Here is a 16,314-nt window from a genome sequence, read left to right as displayed (position 1 = left end):
ACGTTATGACTATTCACACTAAACAATATCGAGACAATCATTGCGTTGATTCAAGTCGCAATCTCTTTGAGGAAAAACGTATGTCTGTACAAGGCACTTGGAACATCAAGAAGTCACTAGCCGTTATTTTAGCTGCAGCGCCATTAGTATTAGCCGGCTGTGGAGGCGGCGGCGGTGGGGGCGGAAGTACATCTACGGCATCACCATCTACACCCTCGACACCTGCAACTCCGTCGAATCCGGTAACAGCAACGACTCCGGTAACAGCAACGCCTTCGCCGTCTCCCGCGACAAGTGCGGTAGCAGCGCAGAGCTATACGATGAGTGATTTGGTGGTACCTGATGGATTTGACTACAACTCTGTTGAACAGTTTGATCTCAACATTGACATCAGCAGCATTTCGACAGACCGTTCTTTTGTGACCGTTTATAGCCGCTTTAGTACAAGAGATGACTCAACCTTGAAGCCGGATTACTCCAGCAAGGTCATTGCGGGCCCACTAGATAACGGTGTGTTCGCCTCCAACTTTGCAGCACCAGTAAACCATGACGCACTCTTGATAGAGATTTGGTTTTACGATGGTCAACCTCCATTACAACAAGTGGTTTCTAGCGGCGACTCTCAGATTGTCTGGCAGTAAATTGTTTAACAGCAGGTAACTTGTCGTTAGCGAGATCTCTGACGAAACAGAGTCAAAATGGATTGTTTGTAAGTAGGAAGTGAGCAGAAATGCTCACTTTTTTATTTTCGTCGAAGAGCAGTTAATTCAGCTTTCTTAGCGAGTAGCATTCACTTTACCACCAACCTCACTTATATTTTCAACATAACCTTCAAAGACTTACTCTCATGAAACAGTTAAAAATAGGTCTATTTATCTTAATGTGTGGCGTAGGCGTGTTAGTTGCCCTTGCCTATTTCCCGCTAACATCAGAGACGGGGCAACGTATTCAAGCCAAAGTAATTTCGAACACGCTGACTCAATCCTTAGATGGGCACAGGCGTTATCTGACGGTTCAGACAAAAGATAATGACGTATTTCGGCTCTCTATTGCTCCTACCACAGACTGCCCTATTGATTCTGTGGTCGCGCTTGATACATTAAACAATCAAATAACCGGACAAAGCAGTTATCAGTTCATCCACTGTCGAGCTGCACAGTAGCCATCGATGCAACAACGGTATTCGTAAAGCAACTGTATTAGCAAAAGCAACAGTAATCGCTCTACCACTGTATTCGCTAAAACAGTAAGAATCGCTAAAACAACAAGAATGGATATAACAATAATGAATCAGCCACTCATCTCACCACAACAACTTCAACAACGTTTGCTAGCAGAAGACAATATCATCATCCTCGACGCCAGCATCGAGTTTCAAATTCCAAGCGAGTCAGAAAAGATCAAAGGACAAATGATTCCTGGTGCTATTCGTTTTGACTACGACAAAGACTTTTGTAACAAGCACACTCTGCTTCCTCACATGTTTCCGAGCGAAAAACACTTCAACACTCGCGCAAAAGAAATTGGCATCAATCAAGACAGTACGATTGTGGTTTACGATAACTCCGGAACCTTCGCTTCTCCTCGTGCGTGGTGGATGTTTATGGCAATGGGACACAACGACGTATTCATCTTAGATGGCGGTTTGCCAGCTTGGATCGAAGCCGGTTACGCGACCGAGACTGACTATCGCACCGAAGTAAAAGCGGGCAATTTTGAAGGCCATATTCAAGACGACTACTTTGTCAGTGCTCAGCAGATTGAAGGTTACTCAACTGACAAGAGCGCAAACATTGTAGATGCTCGTTCTCAAGCTCGTTTCGATTCAGAAGTTCCTGAACCACGTGAAGGCTTGCGTAGTGGCCATATACCGAATTCTATTTGCCTACCATTTGCCCAAGTACTCAAAAACGGCAAGTTAAAGTCCCAAGAAGAGCTTATTGATATCTTTTCAACGCTAGAATTAACGCCTTCTCAACCTATGTTCTTTAGCTGTGGCTCTGGCGTAACAGCTTGTATCATATTATTAGCCGCTAAACTCGCTGGCTATAACGGTGAAATGGGTGTTTACGATGGTTCATGGACGGAATGGGGTGCTAACGACAAACTCCCTATCGCCGTGACTAAAAAGTAATTCAACTTCGCTTAATGCAACTATTAGAATATACTGCGCATGCATAAAGAGCTTACTGATAATGATGGCCCCACGTCTCATGAAGTAAGCCTCTATGTCGCAGTCAAAGCTATGTTCATTTGAGACCAAGACTCGATTCACGCCGTTTGATTTGTAACCCACATCAACTTGCTAACCATAATTCGTGATTAATCATAAACTAATCGTTATCGACGTTATGAATACTAATTTTTCACTCAAGAATCTCTGCTCGTAGTCGTTACACTATTTAATCATTAATACTTTCATCATTGATGTTTGTATTTTTCGTTGCATGAATCGCGCTGACAACCCAATAGTTTGTCACTTGCAGTCTGTTAAAAGTAGTAACCAACAAAGGCATCTCATGGCTCTATTTAAGCAAAATATCTGGTCGCTGTACGCGTTTGTCGTACTACTGACCCTGATACTTTTCGCCGCGTTGGGAATAACAAACTGGAAAGCAAACAGAGACGACTTCATAGAGCAGCAACACATTCAGGTTGAGCTTTTTTCTAGCTCCGTCAACTCGCTGCTGACCAGTCAAGAAGCCTTATTAGAAGTGGTTGGCCATCAACTGGCTCAACAGTCTGATTTCACACGTACTGCATCTATCCAGATTAGGCCAATATTAGACAAGCTACTTGAGACCCACCCTGCGATAGCAGCGTTTGGCTTGTTGAACACCGACGGTGATTACCTCTCGATTAGCTCAAATCTCGAACTTGCGAATCAAAGGAACTTGCTGCAATACGCGCCAACCAGAGGCTCCTTCCTAGACGCCCTATCAAGCAGTAGCATGGTGCTTGGCCGTACCTATTTTCAAGATTCGTTGAATAGCTTAGTCATCCCGCTGAGAAAATCCATTTCAATCGATGGCAAGAAAGCCGATGCAGTAATGACCGCAGGGCTACGATTAGACGCAACGATCGTATTTGAAAATAATGCTCACGCCGGAAGTTTCAATACACTAAGCCTGATCAGAAAAGACAGCTATCGCCAGTTTTATTCAAGTGATATTGAATCTGAGAGTGCCTATTCCTCTCCAGTCGGCAAAGATGTCATGCAGCGTATTGCAAGTATCTTTACCGACCACTTCGGAATTAGCGTACAAGAAGCGATGAATGGGCAAGAAACCTATTCTTTTGTCGTCGACGATGAAGAGTACCACTCTTTGATGAGCGCGAAATACATCCCAAACTACAAATTATGGGTGGTAGGACGTACGGATCTAACTCACGTCGATAGTATATTCATACAAGAGTTCAGCATTCTTTTCGTTGCCTTTATTTTTCTTCAGTTTGGTTTCTACTTTTTGGTTAAGTCGATTGCCAAGAATGAACAACGGACTCGTAGCCAACTCATTTATCAGGCGAACCATGACCCTTTAACCTCTCTGCCAAACCGTTTGTACATGCGTAGAAACATTGGTAAATGGATTGACGATGAGTCAGAGCCGTTTTCGCTGTTGTTTATCGATATCGATAACTTTAAATGCGTCAATGACACCCACGGGCATGACTTTGGAGATAAGGTTCTCAAACAGATCGCTTTGCGTTTGATGAGGTTCCGATCTCGCCTCAGCCTATTGGTACGTGAATCCAGTGATGAGTTTTTGTTCTTGACGCCCTTGTCGAATGAAGCTGAAATTAAACGACTCGCCAAGCGCATTATTGAAGTGCTTTCTCAACCTTATGAAGTTGAAAGCGCTCAGTTTTTGTTAGGTTGCAGCATCGGCGTAGCGCGTTTCCCAGAACACGGAAAAGATCTGGATAGCCTGTTACGTTCTGCCGATATTTCAATGTACAAAGCGAAACAGCAGCAAAACTCGTACAGTATTTTCACAACGGAAATGCAAGATGCTCATCTCTACAAAATGAAAGTAGAACAAAGGCTACGCATCGCTATCGAGAAACAAACGCTGTTCATGGTTTTCCAACCGCTGGTTCGTGCAAATGAAAGTATTCATGGTGTAGAAGCACTCGTGCGCTGGATTGATGAGGAATTGGGTTTTGTTCCGCCAGATGTCTTTATACCGATAGCAGAGAACACGGGTTTAATGCAAAAACTGGGGACTTTTATTATTGAGTCCAGCATTATGCAGATCGCCCACTTGCACCGAACAACAGAACAAAAGATCGGGCTGTCGATCAACATATCAGTGCGTCAGTTTTCTCATCAATCCTTCTCTGAGCACTTGTTCGCGACACTAGAAAAGTATCAACTCTCTCCTAGCTGTGTAACGCTAGAAATTACCGAGAGCTTGTTCATTGAAGATGTGACTTTGGTGAAACCGACTTTTGAAGCCCTCAAAGAGAAGAATATAAAGATCTCTTTAGATGATTTCGGGACAGGTTATTCATCACTAAGTATGTTGAAAGCACTGCCTATCGATGAACTTAAAATCGATAAGAGCTTTATTGAGAACATTGCTGTCGATCAACAGTCACTCACAATGGTGCAAAACATCATCGCAATCGGTAAGAACTTCGGCATGGTGGTGTTGGCAGAGGGCGTAGAATCCAACGAGCACTTCGCTATTCTAAAAGCATGCGGATGTGACTTAATGCAAGGCTATTACTTCTCTCGCCCTATCCCTTACGATGAGTTATATGAGTATCTCGCCCCTTCTCTTGAAACCATGAATAAAGAGCCAGAGCCTACAAGCTAACGATAAACAAAAGGGAGCCCAAATTGGCTCCCTTTTGTTTATACGCCGCTTAACATTGCGGTCCAAAAAATGAAAATACAGACAATGAAAACAAAACCCATTACGACTTAACTGTTATCACAACTCGTCGATTGCAACCTGTTGCCTTGTTGTCCACAACCTTACAAATGGGTGCGCTTTCGCCATACGCATATTCAACGATGCGACTTCCTTGGTGAAGATCTTTCTTCAAGTAGCTCGCCACTTGTCCGGCACGGCGAGATGACAGGGCTTTGTTGTAGCTTTTACTGCCTACACTATCTGCGTGACCCTCTATATAAATCTTGGACTTATCACTCACTAAGCTAAGGTACTGGCCTAATACTTGCTTGTGGCTTTCATCCAATTGATACACATTAGTTGGGTAATTAAGCACCAGGGATTGCGTCGCTTTATCATAGAAACACACATCATCTTGAGATCCGATTTGAATCACTTCACTCTCTCTATTGATCACCTCATTTTGAGGTTTCTCATTTAGCTCTACCAGCTTCCCAGTCACTTGTGTCGTAACAATATGAGAAGACACCAACATTTTCGAAGTGACGTATTCGCCAACATCACCCAAGCAGTTTGTATAGCCCAATGGAGACATTAGCATCGTAGATAAAATCACTAGGTATCTCATGTTAATCCTTTAGTTTTCCGGTTTCTTCATTAATCAAATTCAAAATGTACTTGTATACATCTTCGCCATCTTTAGCGTGATAGATGTTCTGCTTACCAAAGCAATATCCAAAGCCATCGGTTTCTGCCACTTTATAATTAATACCAATGACGCCCATCGTGACTTTCGTTTTCTCAGCTTCAGTTGGCGCATTACTTTGGAAACGATTTCGTTTCGCTGAAATGGTTGAGCGCAGCTTTTTACATAACCCCTGATCCACCAATTTTTGTAAATAACTATCATCACCATCTTGACCATCCGATAAAACAATAAACACTTGCTCAGGGTTTAGATTGGTTGCTTTGTTCGCCTCTTGCGCTGCAGCAATGATTCCATTCCAAGATGACGTTCCCCCTGCCGCTTGTAATTGAGTACTCATTAATTGAGACCGAAAATCGTCATAGTCTTCAGTCAATGGGATATCATAAAACTTGTAATACTTAGAAAACTTAACGTTCTGAGTATAGATTCGCTCAATCTCGTATCGACTCATCCCCCACTTTGGTTCGAGAATTTCGTTATACACAACGGGCTTGTCAAACATTCGCCTAACCGTTGTCGCAGGAGAGTTTCGAGCGTAATCATAAGCGTATTTCTTTCGCCATGAACCGTAATAACCATAGGCGTTAACTCGTACAATCTTGTCTGTTTTTTTAACATGAAGCGGGTTGTACCCGAGTAAAGCTACTCTGCTTTTTTCTTCCGTGTTGAACTCTTCAATGTCATCGACGACTCGTTTAATGGTCTCTTTCACGACATCGAGCTTCATTTTTCCGTTCTTCCATGGGTTACCCATAGAACCACTAAAGTCACCGATAAAGTAGACATCAACAGGCTGAGGGAGATACTTGCGCGTAACTGCTCGCCCGCTCACCGAAAACTCTGGCTTTAAGTTCATCTCTTCGTACGCGATCCAAGACGTATATTTGGCAGTCGCACTCACCACAAAGTCACTAAACGGAGCGAGTTCACCACTGGCTTGAACACAGCCATCTTTGTACTCACACTTACTTGTATACACCGCAACATCAACATCATCTGTGTTATCAACAACGTATCTATCGACTAAATAGCGTGCATACTTTACGTTCTTTTCTTCGTCCTCTTTAGGACTCGCGATGAGAGCCAAGCTAGCGACTTCTGCGGCTTCCAATAACCTCGTGTGTGCTAGCATTTGTTGAGACATCTGCATCGAAAAGGCCATGAAAATAACCATCATAGGCAATAGACCAACGAACAAAATACCGGCGACACCTCGGTTTTTCTTTATCGATTTCACCTTAAACCCTCGCAAATGAATAAGATGTACTTACAAGCCGAAAAACCTCTCCGTTGGCGATCCCAATCAAATTAGTTGGGATTTCATAACAAAGAGACACCTGATACATAGGTAATCTGCGGCCTCGTGATGTGATAGGGAGTATTTCTATCGCTTTTTCTTTGGTGATATCACTCATGTCTGGAAAGTCACATCCGTGTATGCTCCCTTTAGTCAGAGTCTTTTGAACCCTTCGGTAATTCACTTTCCCTCCAGATAAAGCCGTTTCTTCTAGTCTTATCTCGTCGATACGCATCCCAAATTTGGTTTTATCAAAGTTTGGAATCATTCGTTTCATCGAAGCAGAAGCAATCACAAACGCGTTGTGTTCTGTTTTCTGACAATCGCCCGCACAGATATCCATATTGGCATTAAACAATTGTTTTCGTTCAGCAAAGATCGTGGTCAATGAATAAGAAGCTCTGTCGAGTTGTCCTTTTTTATTGATGGCCAACATATGGTTTACTACGACGACAAAAATGCCTGATGCAAAGACCAATACCATCGCCAACTCAACTGCAAATGCACCTTTTTGTTTAGCTTGCACAACCCGCTCCCTGACCAATTTTGAAAGAGCATCTTTCATATTCTTGAATAGTGATAATTTCCCGCTTGATAGGCATGTCTGGGAACCATATTGAGACAATCGGATCGTAGGTGTATTCCAAAGCGTAAACAGCTAAAGCCATATCTTCCGGTTCATCTTTCTTATCTGGACACTTATCTGCAGAAGCATAAGTATCCGTGCATTTGAGAAAGCCTTCGTAATCTCGAAAATAGTTAACATGGATGATCACACTCCCCTCTTTGACTACGTTGCTCCACAAAGATCCGCCCGCCTTGTCCAACTCATCTTTGATCATTTGGCCGTAGTTAATAGAGTTACTACTGCTCGAGTCGCCCGCTTTTTTTGTTCGCATCACCGCTGTCGTTAATGCGTGATCAGTCATGCTCATTGAGAAGGTCAAAATACAGATTTCAACCCACCCAAAGACAATAGCCAGAAAGATCGGAATACCCATGGCAACTTCAACCGTCAACGACCCCTTTTGCTTTCGTTTAAACGATTTCATAGTCGGACATACCTTTTCTTGGTGTAATCAACAACGAATGCTCCCTTAATATCAATACTATTTAAGAACGCTTTCGCTTCATCTAAGTCATTAAAATCACCAATGCAATAGCGCTTCCACAATCCATGTGTATACGAATAAACAGAGCCATAATTTGTTTTTAAGTAATTCAAGAAATCCGAAGGAATCGCCGTATACGTCGCTAACACTTGTACTCGATAAATAGGTTTTGCACCGGGTTTAAGTTTTCTTGGGTCAAGCACCGAGCCATCGACACTGTGTCTAGAAGCTTGAAACTCCCCAGTCGTATCCAATTTACTGACTCGCGATGTCGGTGCGACAAAGCCACCTGAATTAACTTGAGAACCAATAAGCTGTTGTTCCATTTCTATCGTTGACTGTGTCACGGCCTTCTTCCCTTTGCTTTTAGATATTGATCTCATTAATGCAGATAGCTGCTTGTGAGCCTGCTCATCACTATTCGAATGTTTTAGAACTTCCAACGCGATATCCGGTCGCTGAGATTTAACCGAAGATAGAATCAAGTTAGAACTCACTCTCTGGTCGTTTGGATTTGACAGGTAAAGGTCATATAAAATGTCCGTCGCACCCAAATAGTCAGACTGCATTATTTTTACAACGGCGATATTGTTTCCGGCTTCTCTGTCTGAGGCTCCTTGCTTGCGACTTTCCTCAAAATGCTCAATAGCTTCGGTAAATCGCTTTTGTTGCGCTAATATTTTCCCGGTTAAAAGTTGGTACTCATATTCTGCTCCACCTTCATCCCTATACTTGTCTAACTCTTCTAATGCGCGCTCAAAGTTCTTTTTCAGATAGTAAATTCGTGCACTGGTTAGAATATAATCCGGTTCATCAAGATCGCTTGGGCTGTATGTGTTTCTATATAACTCTGCCGATTTAATATCTTTAAGGTCCAAATACAAATTAACGAGTTTGACTTTATATACAGGGTCGGATTGTATATTTGACTTATAAAACTCAACGAGCTTTTGTGAATCGCCCGATCCAATAAGCAATTGCTCTTTGGTATCAAGCTGACTGTCAACGGTTGTACAACCTGAAAGTAAAACCAGAACAATAATGGCTAATACAAATTTTCTTATCACATTAACATCCTTAAAATACCTGGGGCTGCGATGAGAACAACAATCGGAACCATGATAAAAGCAATCAAAGGAATAGACATTTTTGCCCCCATCTTTCCAATCCGTTCCTCTAGGTCCATCATATTAAGCTCTCGAATATCAGTCGCTAACGTTGCTAATACAGGTCCAACAGATGAGCCAAACTGTAAGCTCTGCACCATAGTCATAACAAAACTTTGAGATTCGCTAGTTGGTACAAGCTCGTAAAATTCTTCTAATGCCTTTTCCAATCCGACCAAGCGAGAGCGTTCAACCGTGACTCTGACAACATGGGAAAGATTACTGTCTACCGAGTGGAGCTCCTTTGCCAGATACTCCAAACTAGACTCGATTGTCATACCGGTATGAACACACACATTCATAAGGTCGAGTAAAAAAGGTAACCTTGAACTGATATGCTTTATATTAGCTTTGCCTCGAGCAGACACATAGGAATCCGGCGCGATGACAAACGCTAATAAGGCCCCCAATAAATACAGCAAAGAAAATATTACTTCGGTTTTACCGTTAAAGAAGTCAAGACCAATTAATACTAGGCAGATACTAAAAGGGATTATTTTCAATAAATAGTAAGCATCAGCAAGGAAGTCATTGTAAAAACCAGCTGCGACTAACTTCCGTTTAGTTTCATGCTTATTGAAACTAAGCCGAGACAAAATAGCCTTAAATAAATCCGTTCGTTTTTTTTCTTCGCGTGTTGAACCAATTATTTTTCGAGTTTCTATATTTGCTCTCGTGTTATCCCAGAAGCGCAAGCAATACGTTGCTAGAACCATAGAGATAATAAATATGACACTCCAAACAATGGCGGTTTCAAAGTCCATCAATTGACACCTCGCAAAATCAGCCAAATGCAAAAGAAGCCTAACAACTCACTCACTAGAACGTAATAAAAAATGGGTTGTCCCGCTTCTTCAAACATCACGAAGCTGTAGTTTTCAGGACTTGTAAACTTCAAAATGATCAAAAAAATCACGGGTAAACAAGCGATAATTTTGGCAGATGCACGAGCTTCTGAGGTCAGCGCATTTTTCTTTTTCTCAACCGCTCTAGAATCGAACATAAGGCGGTTAATTTTGTTGATCACATCTTTGAGCTGACCACCTCGAGCTAGGTTGATTCTTATCGTGGAGGCAAAGAAAAAGTACTCTAAGTAAGGGAATGTATTGCTACTACGTTCAAGAACATCATCAGGGTCTTCACCAATGAGCAAACGCTCAGCCATGAACTTAAACTCCTTGCCCACTTCATTGTCCAGTTGCTTACCTACATACTCGAACGCATGAATGATACTTTGACCTGAAGAGATCGCTCCACTCAAGATATTCAAAGCATCTGGAAAGTTAGTTTTAAAACGGTCCATCTGCCGTTGCTTTAACTTATTGTAAAAAACGAAGAACAAAATAGGCTCAACAATAATCAGGCAAACTAGGTAATCCTGACGCAAGAAAAACTCATTAATGGCATAAACTGCTGAAGCAGATACACTAACAAATAGAATCAGTTTCAAAGACATGTTGGGCTGGAAGACCTTGATTGTCTTCTTGTAACTTTTCCTAAGCTTGGCCTTATAGCTTTCTTCAAACAGTTGTGAGTCGATAACTGACCGAACCCCTTTTACCCCTTCAAATTCAGCCTCCATTTCAATCAAACTACTCAATTTCTTGTCTTGGCGAGAGCGATTGATAAGAAAGTAGAGTAACAAAGCACTCCATGACGCAATCAGTATTAAGGTCATGTAAAGATCTCCCTTACCGCTTGTTCTAATCCAAAGAATTTTGCGCGTTCATAGATTACAGAACGAGTGGATAAGCCCGGAGTTCGGAACTCGCCTTCCATTTTCCCATCTTTGAAATTTGAAGTAGCTTCGTAACGAAAAATATCCTCCATCACCACGCTATCCCCTTCCATACCAATGATCTCAGAAATGTACATCACTTTACGGCTACCATCATGGAGACGCTTTACTTGAACGATAAGGTCAACTGCGCTAACAATGGTTCTACGTATTGCAGATATGGGCAAACTAGCGGTAGCCATCATCACCATACTTTCAGTACGAGCAATCGCATCTCGCGGTGTGTTGGCGTGTAATGTGGACATCGACCCGTCGTGGCCCGTGTTCATCGCTTGAAGCATCTCAAAAGCTTCTCCACCACGACACTCACCAACAATGATTCGGTCAGGACGCATACGAAGCGCGTTGATCACAAGGTCTCGAGCGGTAATTTCTCCCGTCCCTTCAACGCTAGCTTGTCGTGTTTCAAGCCTAACTATGTGAGGCTTTTGAAGCTGTAGCTCAGCGGCATCTTCAATGGTAACAATACGTTCCGTTTCACCAATAAATCCAGACAGCGCATTGAGTAGCGTTGTTTTACCTGAACCTGTACCACCGGAGATCAATATGTTGCATTTACAGTGGCTCGCAATGGACAAAAGCTTAGCCATCTCAACAGACATAGCGCCAAACTCTGCGAGGTTCTCAAGCTTAATTTTTTGCTCTTTGAACTTACGAATAGAAATTGACGTACCATCAATTGCAAGTGGTGGTATCACAATGTTTACACGACTGCCATCCATCAAACGAGCATCACAAAGTGGCTTCGACTCATCGATACGACGACCTACATTCGATGCGATTCGCTTAGCAATCGTGTTCAATTGTTTCTCGTTAACAAATTGAATCGGTGATTGTTCAACTTTGCCATTGATTTCAATGAAAATATCCGATGGTCCATTGATCATGATATCCGATATATCATCGTTATCGACCAAGGCTTGCAGTGGCCCTAAGCCTTTTAACTCATCGAGTAATGCTTTGACTAAATCGACGCGTTTCAATGAACTCACTTGTAACTGCTTCTTATCGATCAGAATGTTAACCGAATCTTTAAGCTGTTCCTCTAGCTCTTGACTGCTGATTTCAACAAGTGTCGCGGCGTCTAACGCATCGAAGATTTCATCCCTAAGCTGGATGTAGATTTCTTTTAATTGATTCATTTTCTAAACAAACTGAAGCGTGATTTAGTTTTAATTTTTTTGCCTGTTAGCGTGGCAACCATACTCAGAACGGCAGTCGATGACTTGGATTTAAGCAACTCATTAATACCCTGCTGAACCACTATTTTTTCGAGTGACGGCTCGTACATGAAATCAATGCTATCTTTGGCTTTGATCCTCTCTTTCGCACTTGCAAGAGTCACCATGAAATCTTTCGCTGGCCTATTTAGGTTAAAAATAATCTGGTGTTCAGATTTACCGATCTTCTTCTTCAATAGGTTATATGAACGCAATGAAGAGACCGAAGGTTCGCAAACAATAAAGATACGGTGATATTTATCTGACAACTCCTGGTCGTGCATCTCTTCGTAGCAGGACAACGGCGCTGAATCGATAATAAAGTTATATTGATCAATCAGTTGGTTTGAGAGGTTGTACAGCGTAGACGCATGATCGGAAAGACAAGCGACATTCTTCTCTAGAACCAAATAATCAAGCTTCTCTTTAACGCCATGTACATAGGTTTTGGCTATCGCACTATCAATATCGATCTGATTTAAATCAATACTGTTGTGCTTAGCTTTCAAACCTTTTACACCTATATAAATGTCACTGTTTAGTGCTCCAGAATCATGATCTACTAGCAGTGTCTTGAGGTTCGCTTGCTCCGCTAAGGAGTGCGCTAAGACGGAACTTATGCAAGACACACCAATACCGCCTTTAGTCCCTAAAACCAATATACGTTTGGCTACGCGTGTTTTCTTTACTGAACTTTCGCCGTCTTGCGTCGTTTTAATTGCCGCAAGTAACGCATCAAGTTCTAGATCCCACAAAACATAAGTAGCGCCTAAAGCATGTACTTGATTACGCAGCTTTATAGAATCGACGTCGCATAGAACAAGCAAAGATATATTTACATCTAAACGAATCGAGATCTCGGACACTTGCTCAATAACATTTGTGGCACTACGAAGATCAAGCACGACATGGTTAAGCTTGATGCTTGACTGATTCCAAACACCATCTAAATCAATGTCAGTCACTTCAAGTGGTTTAGGAAAGCCTTCAATTGCGTATAAATCATGGATCGATTCAGTTAGGGCGCTATCATCTGAAACAATGAGATCGGTAGCCTCAACTGATGACTTCACTTTTGAAGACGAATTACGAAACAAGATATCCAAGTCCATAACTATTTAGCCTTCTTAATAGGGTTAACCAAGCTGATGTTTCGGTTATGTTCAACACTACAACCAAATTGATATTCTTCTCTTTGCGAGAACACCATCACTCCACAATCACTGCCTTTAATTCGGACATATCGACCTATGATCAAGATATTTTTCTCTTGGTCATTATCGGCAAGTTCAACTTTGTACCTGTCTTTCGCGATAGATTCCGACTTAAACCTATCTCGTAGCTTAGCGACAAACTCACTAGCATCAGGCTTATATTTAATGTAAAACGTCGCTTTCGGCTCTCTAGCATTGAGGTCTCGTATAAAAGCTACAGAGCGAGTCATTGAATCTTCACCACTCGTCATATCAAATTCAAAACGCTCCTCTAATTGCTCAATCACACTAGAGTTTGAAGTATCAACGTGGGTACAAGCAGTAGTAATAAGAACGATTAAAGTAATAACGATCCATCTCATTAGTTGAACCCTCCTTGGTTTATCGTGTTTTTTAGCTCAGGTTCATCAAGATCCGAAAGGTCTATCCTCAGAAGTCGTTCAAGATCACTTGTACGTCTAAAGCTTGGCAATTTGACCTGCTCTTGCTCGACCGGATCAACCAGATTGACGGTCGCAACTATGATCAATTCTGTTTTAGAGCGGTTTGTAGAAGTGTGGCTAAATAGCGCACCTAAGATTGGGATGTCCCCCAGAATTGGAATCTTGGTTAACGATTCACGCTCTTCTGATGTCAATAATCCTGCCAAGACGAAGCTTTGTCCGTCTTTCAAGTGAACTGTTGTTTGAGCTCTTCGAGTGCGCAAAGAGGGTACGGAAATTAAACCTGTTGTGGTTTTGTTTGATTCATCAATAGAACTGACTTCAGGGATTAAGGTTAAGCGGATATTTTCCGTGTCAGTAACCTTAGCAACCATGGCTAATTTGACGCCGTACTCTTTATAAGAAATAGTAATACCGTCTTCGTCTCGCACCGCAATTGGGATCTCACCACCCGCAAGAAAACTGGCCTGCTCACCCGATATAACAGATAGGTTTGGCTCTGCCAATACACGACCGATTTTGTCATCACCACTTGCAGAGATAACCGAAACTATATCTTGAGCCGTAAAATCAAGTAGCTTATTAACAAAGGTGCCCGGCTCACCACTATCACTATAGGTAACACCTAGCTCAGTAAGAAAAGAACTTGAGACTTCCGCAACCGTTAGCTTTACATTGATCTGTTCTGTGGTGAGAACTTTCAAGTTATTAATGACTTGGTCGTAGTTGTACTTTGTCGTGTACTCTAGTTCGTCTAAAACCTCCCCGCCAACATCTTTCAGTTCATATGTCTTACGTCGACGTTCTTTCTTCAACATTTCACCGACCAATCGATGAATCTTTTGCTTAATCTCTTCGCTACCAACTATGCCGTCTAAGACCACTTGATCACCGACATTGGAAACCACAACGCTTTCATCAGGGAATCGAGCGATTAACGTTTGCTTCAATAGTCGCAAGCTTTGGTTAACGACCAATTCAGCATTGTAGATTTCGTTTCCACCGCGATCATAAACAATCACTGAAGTAGTACCCTGGCCAACGCCATAAACCACAACCTTATTGTCATCGATGATTTTGTAGTCTGCTATTTCTTGATTCGCCACAAATACCGTTGATATTTGTCGCTTCAAATTAATGGTTTTTGCGGCACCCTGATCCAAGTTCATTAATTCTGATGCGAGTAATGGACATGAAAGAATCCCGCTCAATAGCAACGCTATATTTTTGTTCCTTAAAGTCATGTTATTCCTTACCACGTAATTCTCTAACACCAAACTGAGTTTCTAAAAGATCACTACTGCGGATAGATAAATAGCGATTCTCGATTTCCGATGGAATGATATTCACGTCACCAATTTTTTGAGCCATTTCTAGCTTCAAAACGCTGCGCATATTTAATGCAATAACTAAACTGTACTTTTTGTCTTCGGCATCTTCAGAGTCAGTATCTTCAGCGCTCCCTTTTATTACCTGTAAAACTCGCGCTCCACTGATAATCACTCGACTAACGAGATCCCCTATATCACCATAGCCATTCTCAACGAGGTTTGATTTTGAAGAAGTTGTAGAAACGAAGCTCACTTTATCACCCGGAGTAAGGGTTGCGGTCTGTACTACTCCAATACCGGTTACTTCATAAAAATAAGGTAATTCACCGTCATTCAGTGACAGGTACATATAATCTCTATCTCCAGGGTTAGAGATCATATCTTGTGTTAAGTAAGTACCTTCAGAGATGTCTTCTTTAAATAGAGCACCAGGTTCAACAATAAGGTCATCTTCTAACGTATAGTAGTAACCATCTAAGTCAGATATATGAACAAATTTCTTGTCATAAAATTTAGGAGCCAACGGTTGAGAGCGTTTAATCGCTTTCTGAGTGACTAAAACACTAACTTTTGGTTCTTCTTTCTGCTGTACTTCCTGTGGTTCTTCATTATCTGAAATATAGTTGGAATTGATATAAATCAATGTAGAGAAAATAGATAAAGCAACAAGAAGGAGAATGATAATTCTGTTCATATTAAGCCTAAAATAGGGGCAAAAGCCCCTTAATATATTATTCTTAGTGGCTAATTATTTGCCTGTAGTAGCTTTAGTTAGGTTGCCTGTCACTTTAGTTAATGCACCAGTGATAGCATTTTTAAGCGCATCAGTTTGAAATGCCGCAAGTACTAAAGCCGACATTACAACTGCGATAATTGCATATTCCACAGCCGTAACACCGCGAATATCATCTTCGAACTTCATTTTTAGTTCAGCTAATTTTGCTAAAGTTTTGTAGTACATGGTAATCCTCTAAAAGTATATCGACCGTCGGTCTAATTGAAATTGCGAAATGAAATCTACCCGATATAAAAGTATACATCCAATTAATAGTTATTATGATCGCATAACATAAACTTATTTAACCAGTATAAACAATTTTTATTATGGTATAAAAATAATAAGTAAGATTCACATTGATATACGTAACGAACACCTATACTC

17 protein-coding genes are annotated in these 16,314 nt (G+C 41.6%); 4 read left to right on the top strand and 13 right to left on the bottom strand.

Going from position 1 to position 16,314, the window contains the following annotated elements; genetic code table 11:
- Positions 1 to 5: 5 nt before the first annotated feature.
- From AB4623_RS16980 to AB4623_RS16965, 4 genes are all read left to right on the top strand, one after another.
- Positions 6 to 641 carry a hypothetical protein gene (locus AB4623_RS16980; RefSeq protein ID WP_372146940.1) on the top strand — a complete coding sequence of 212 codons (636 nt, stop codon included), beginning with the start codon at positions 6 to 8 and terminating at the stop codon, positions 639 to 641.
- 206 nt (positions 642 to 847) lie between these two features.
- Entirely contained in the window at positions 848 to 1,162 is a 315-nt protein-coding gene (locus tag AB4623_RS16975) for a hypothetical protein (RefSeq protein ID WP_017061706.1), read from the top strand.
- Positions 1,163 to 1,285: 123 nt separating this feature from the next.
- Positions 1,286 to 2,134 carry a sulfurtransferase gene (locus tag AB4623_RS16970; protein ID WP_372146938.1) on the top strand — a complete coding sequence of 283 codons (849 nt, stop codon included), beginning with the start codon at positions 1,286 to 1,288 and terminating at the stop codon, positions 2,132 to 2,134.
- Positions 2,135 to 2,519: 385 nt separating this feature from the next.
- Positions 2,520 to 4,823, top strand: coding sequence for a putative bifunctional diguanylate cyclase/phosphodiesterase (locus AB4623_RS16965; RefSeq protein ID WP_372146936.1), 2,304 nt, complete (start codon positions 2,520 to 2,522; stop codon positions 4,821 to 4,823).
- 100 nt (positions 4,824 to 4,923) lie between these two features.
- Here AB4623_RS16965 and AB4623_RS16960 read toward each other — a convergent pair whose 3' ends face one another.
- From AB4623_RS16960 to AB4623_RS16900, 13 genes are read right to left on the bottom strand one after another with little or no spacing between them, the layout of a single operon-like run.
- Positions 4,924 to 5,490, bottom strand: coding sequence for an OmpA family protein (locus tag AB4623_RS16960; RefSeq protein WP_372146934.1), 567 nt, complete (start codon positions 5,488 to 5,490; stop codon positions 4,924 to 4,926).
- A 1-nt stretch (position 5,491) separates the two neighbouring features.
- Entirely contained in the window at positions 5,492 to 6,808 is a 1,317-nt protein-coding gene (locus AB4623_RS16955; protein WP_372146932.1) for a TadE/TadG family type IV pilus assembly protein, read from the bottom strand.
- Position 6,809: 1 nt separating this feature from the next.
- Positions 6,810 to 7,394, bottom strand: coding sequence for a tight adherence pilus pseudopilin TadF (gene tadF, locus AB4623_RS16950; RefSeq protein ID WP_372146930.1), 585 nt, complete (start codon positions 7,392 to 7,394; stop codon positions 6,810 to 6,812).
- Complete coding sequence (locus tag AB4623_RS16945; RefSeq protein WP_372146928.1) at positions 7,384 to 7,920, bottom strand: TadE/TadG family type IV pilus assembly protein; 537 nt, start codon at positions 7,918 to 7,920, stop codon at positions 7,384 to 7,386. The genes tadF and AB4623_RS16945 overlap by 11 nt, the downstream gene beginning before the upstream one ends.
- Positions 7,917 to 9,047, bottom strand: coding sequence for a tetratricopeptide repeat protein (locus AB4623_RS16940; protein ID WP_372146926.1), 1,131 nt, complete (start codon positions 9,045 to 9,047; stop codon positions 7,917 to 7,919). Before AB4623_RS16940 ends, AB4623_RS16945 begins: the two co-directional genes overlap by 4 nt.
- A complete protein-coding gene (locus tag AB4623_RS16935; protein ID WP_372146924.1) occupies positions 9,044 to 9,910 on the bottom strand; it encodes a type II secretion system F family protein in 867 nt (288 codons plus the stop codon). The genes AB4623_RS16940 and AB4623_RS16935 overlap by 4 nt, the downstream gene beginning before the upstream one ends.
- A complete protein-coding gene (locus tag AB4623_RS16930) occupies positions 9,910 to 10,824 on the bottom strand; it encodes a type II secretion system F family protein (RefSeq protein WP_372146922.1) in 915 nt (304 codons plus the stop codon). The genes AB4623_RS16935 and AB4623_RS16930 overlap by 1 nt, the downstream gene beginning before the upstream one ends.
- Positions 10,821 to 12,086 (bottom strand): CpaF family protein, encoded by a 1,266-nt coding sequence (locus AB4623_RS16925; protein ID WP_048615461.1) that lies wholly within the window; start codon positions 12,084 to 12,086, stop codon positions 10,821 to 10,823. The genes AB4623_RS16930 and AB4623_RS16925 overlap by 4 nt, the downstream gene beginning before the upstream one ends.
- The gene (locus tag AB4623_RS16920) at positions 12,083 to 13,276 is read right to left on the bottom strand and encodes a CpaE family protein (protein ID WP_372146920.1); all 1,194 of its coding nucleotides are present in this window, start codon (positions 13,274 to 13,276) and stop codon (positions 12,083 to 12,085) included. Before AB4623_RS16920 ends, AB4623_RS16925 begins: the two co-directional genes overlap by 4 nt.
- 2 nt (positions 13,277 to 13,278) lie before the next feature.
- On the bottom strand, positions 13,279 to 13,740 hold the full coding sequence (locus AB4623_RS16915) for an ATPase (RefSeq protein ID WP_372146919.1): 462 nt from the start codon (positions 13,738 to 13,740) through the stop codon (positions 13,279 to 13,281).
- Positions 13,740 to 15,065: a type II and III secretion system protein family protein gene (locus AB4623_RS16910; protein WP_372146917.1), complete on the bottom strand. Its 1,326-nt coding sequence runs from the start codon at positions 15,063 to 15,065 to the stop codon at positions 13,740 to 13,742. The genes AB4623_RS16915 and AB4623_RS16910 overlap by 1 nt, the downstream gene beginning before the upstream one ends.
- 1 nt (position 15,066) lies before the next feature.
- Positions 15,067 to 15,846: a pilus assembly protein CpaB gene (locus AB4623_RS16905; protein ID WP_372146915.1), complete on the bottom strand. Its 780-nt coding sequence runs from the start codon at positions 15,844 to 15,846 to the stop codon at positions 15,067 to 15,069.
- Positions 15,847 to 15,900: 54 nt separating this feature from the next.
- On the bottom strand, positions 15,901 to 16,113 hold the full coding sequence (locus AB4623_RS16900; RefSeq protein WP_017077511.1) for a Flp family type IVb pilin: 213 nt from the start codon (positions 16,111 to 16,113) through the stop codon (positions 15,901 to 15,903).
- Positions 16,114 to 16,314: the final 201 nt, after the last annotated feature.

It is taken from the genome of Vibrio sp. 10N.222.52.C12 (genome assembly GCF_041474215.1).
GTDB classification, from domain to species: Bacteria; Pseudomonadota; Gammaproteobacteria; order Enterobacterales; family Vibrionaceae; genus Vibrio; species Vibrio crassostreae_C.
This window is presented reverse-complemented; position numbering and strand designations above follow the sequence as displayed.

What these genes read in the sequence shown, in the direction of transcription:
- AB4623_RS16980 (WP_372146940.1), top strand. Translation starts at nt 6, where the DNA reads ATGACTATTCACACTAAACAATATCGAGACAATCATTGCGTTGATTCA.
- AB4623_RS16975 (WP_017061706.1), top strand. Translation starts at nt 848, where the DNA reads ATGAAACAGTTAAAAATAGGTCTATTTATCTTAATGTGTGGCGTAGGC.
- AB4623_RS16970 (WP_372146938.1), top strand. Translation starts at nt 1,286, where the DNA reads ATGAATCAGCCACTCATCTCACCACAACAACTTCAACAACGTTTGCTA.
- AB4623_RS16965 (WP_372146936.1), top strand. Translation starts at nt 2,520, where the DNA reads ATGGCTCTATTTAAGCAAAATATCTGGTCGCTGTACGCGTTTGTCGTA.
- AB4623_RS16960 (WP_372146934.1), bottom strand. Translation starts at nt 5,490, where the DNA reads ATGAGATACCTAGTGATTTTATCTACGATGCTAATGTCTCCATTGGGC.
- AB4623_RS16945 (WP_372146928.1), bottom strand. Translation starts at nt 7,920, where the DNA reads ATGAAATCGTTTAAACGAAAGCAAAAGGGGTCGTTGACGGTTGAAGTT.
- AB4623_RS16935 (WP_372146924.1), bottom strand. Translation starts at nt 9,910, where the DNA reads ATGGACTTTGAAACCGCCATTGTTTGGAGTGTCATATTTATTATCTCT.
- AB4623_RS16930 (WP_372146922.1), bottom strand. Translation starts at nt 10,824, where the DNA reads ATGACCTTAATACTGATTGCGTCATGGAGTGCTTTGTTACTCTACTTT.
- AB4623_RS16925 (WP_048615461.1), bottom strand. Translation starts at nt 12,086, where the DNA reads ATGAATCAATTAAAAGAAATCTACATCCAGCTTAGGGATGAAATCTTC.
- AB4623_RS16920 (WP_372146920.1), bottom strand. Translation starts at nt 13,276, where the DNA reads ATGGACTTGGATATCTTGTTTCGTAATTCGTCTTCAAAAGTGAAGTCA.
- AB4623_RS16915 (WP_372146919.1), bottom strand. Translation starts at nt 13,740, where the DNA reads ATGAGATGGATCGTTATTACTTTAATCGTTCTTATTACTACTGCTTGT.
- AB4623_RS16910 (WP_372146917.1), bottom strand. Translation starts at nt 15,065, where the DNA reads ATGACTTTAAGGAACAAAAATATAGCGTTGCTATTGAGCGGGATTCTT.
- AB4623_RS16905 (WP_372146915.1), bottom strand. Translation starts at nt 15,846, where the DNA reads ATGAACAGAATTATCATTCTCCTTCTTGTTGCTTTATCTATTTTCTCT.
- AB4623_RS16900 (WP_017077511.1), bottom strand. Translation starts at nt 16,113, where the DNA reads ATGTACTACAAAACTTTAGCAAAATTAGCTGAACTAAAAATGAAGTTC.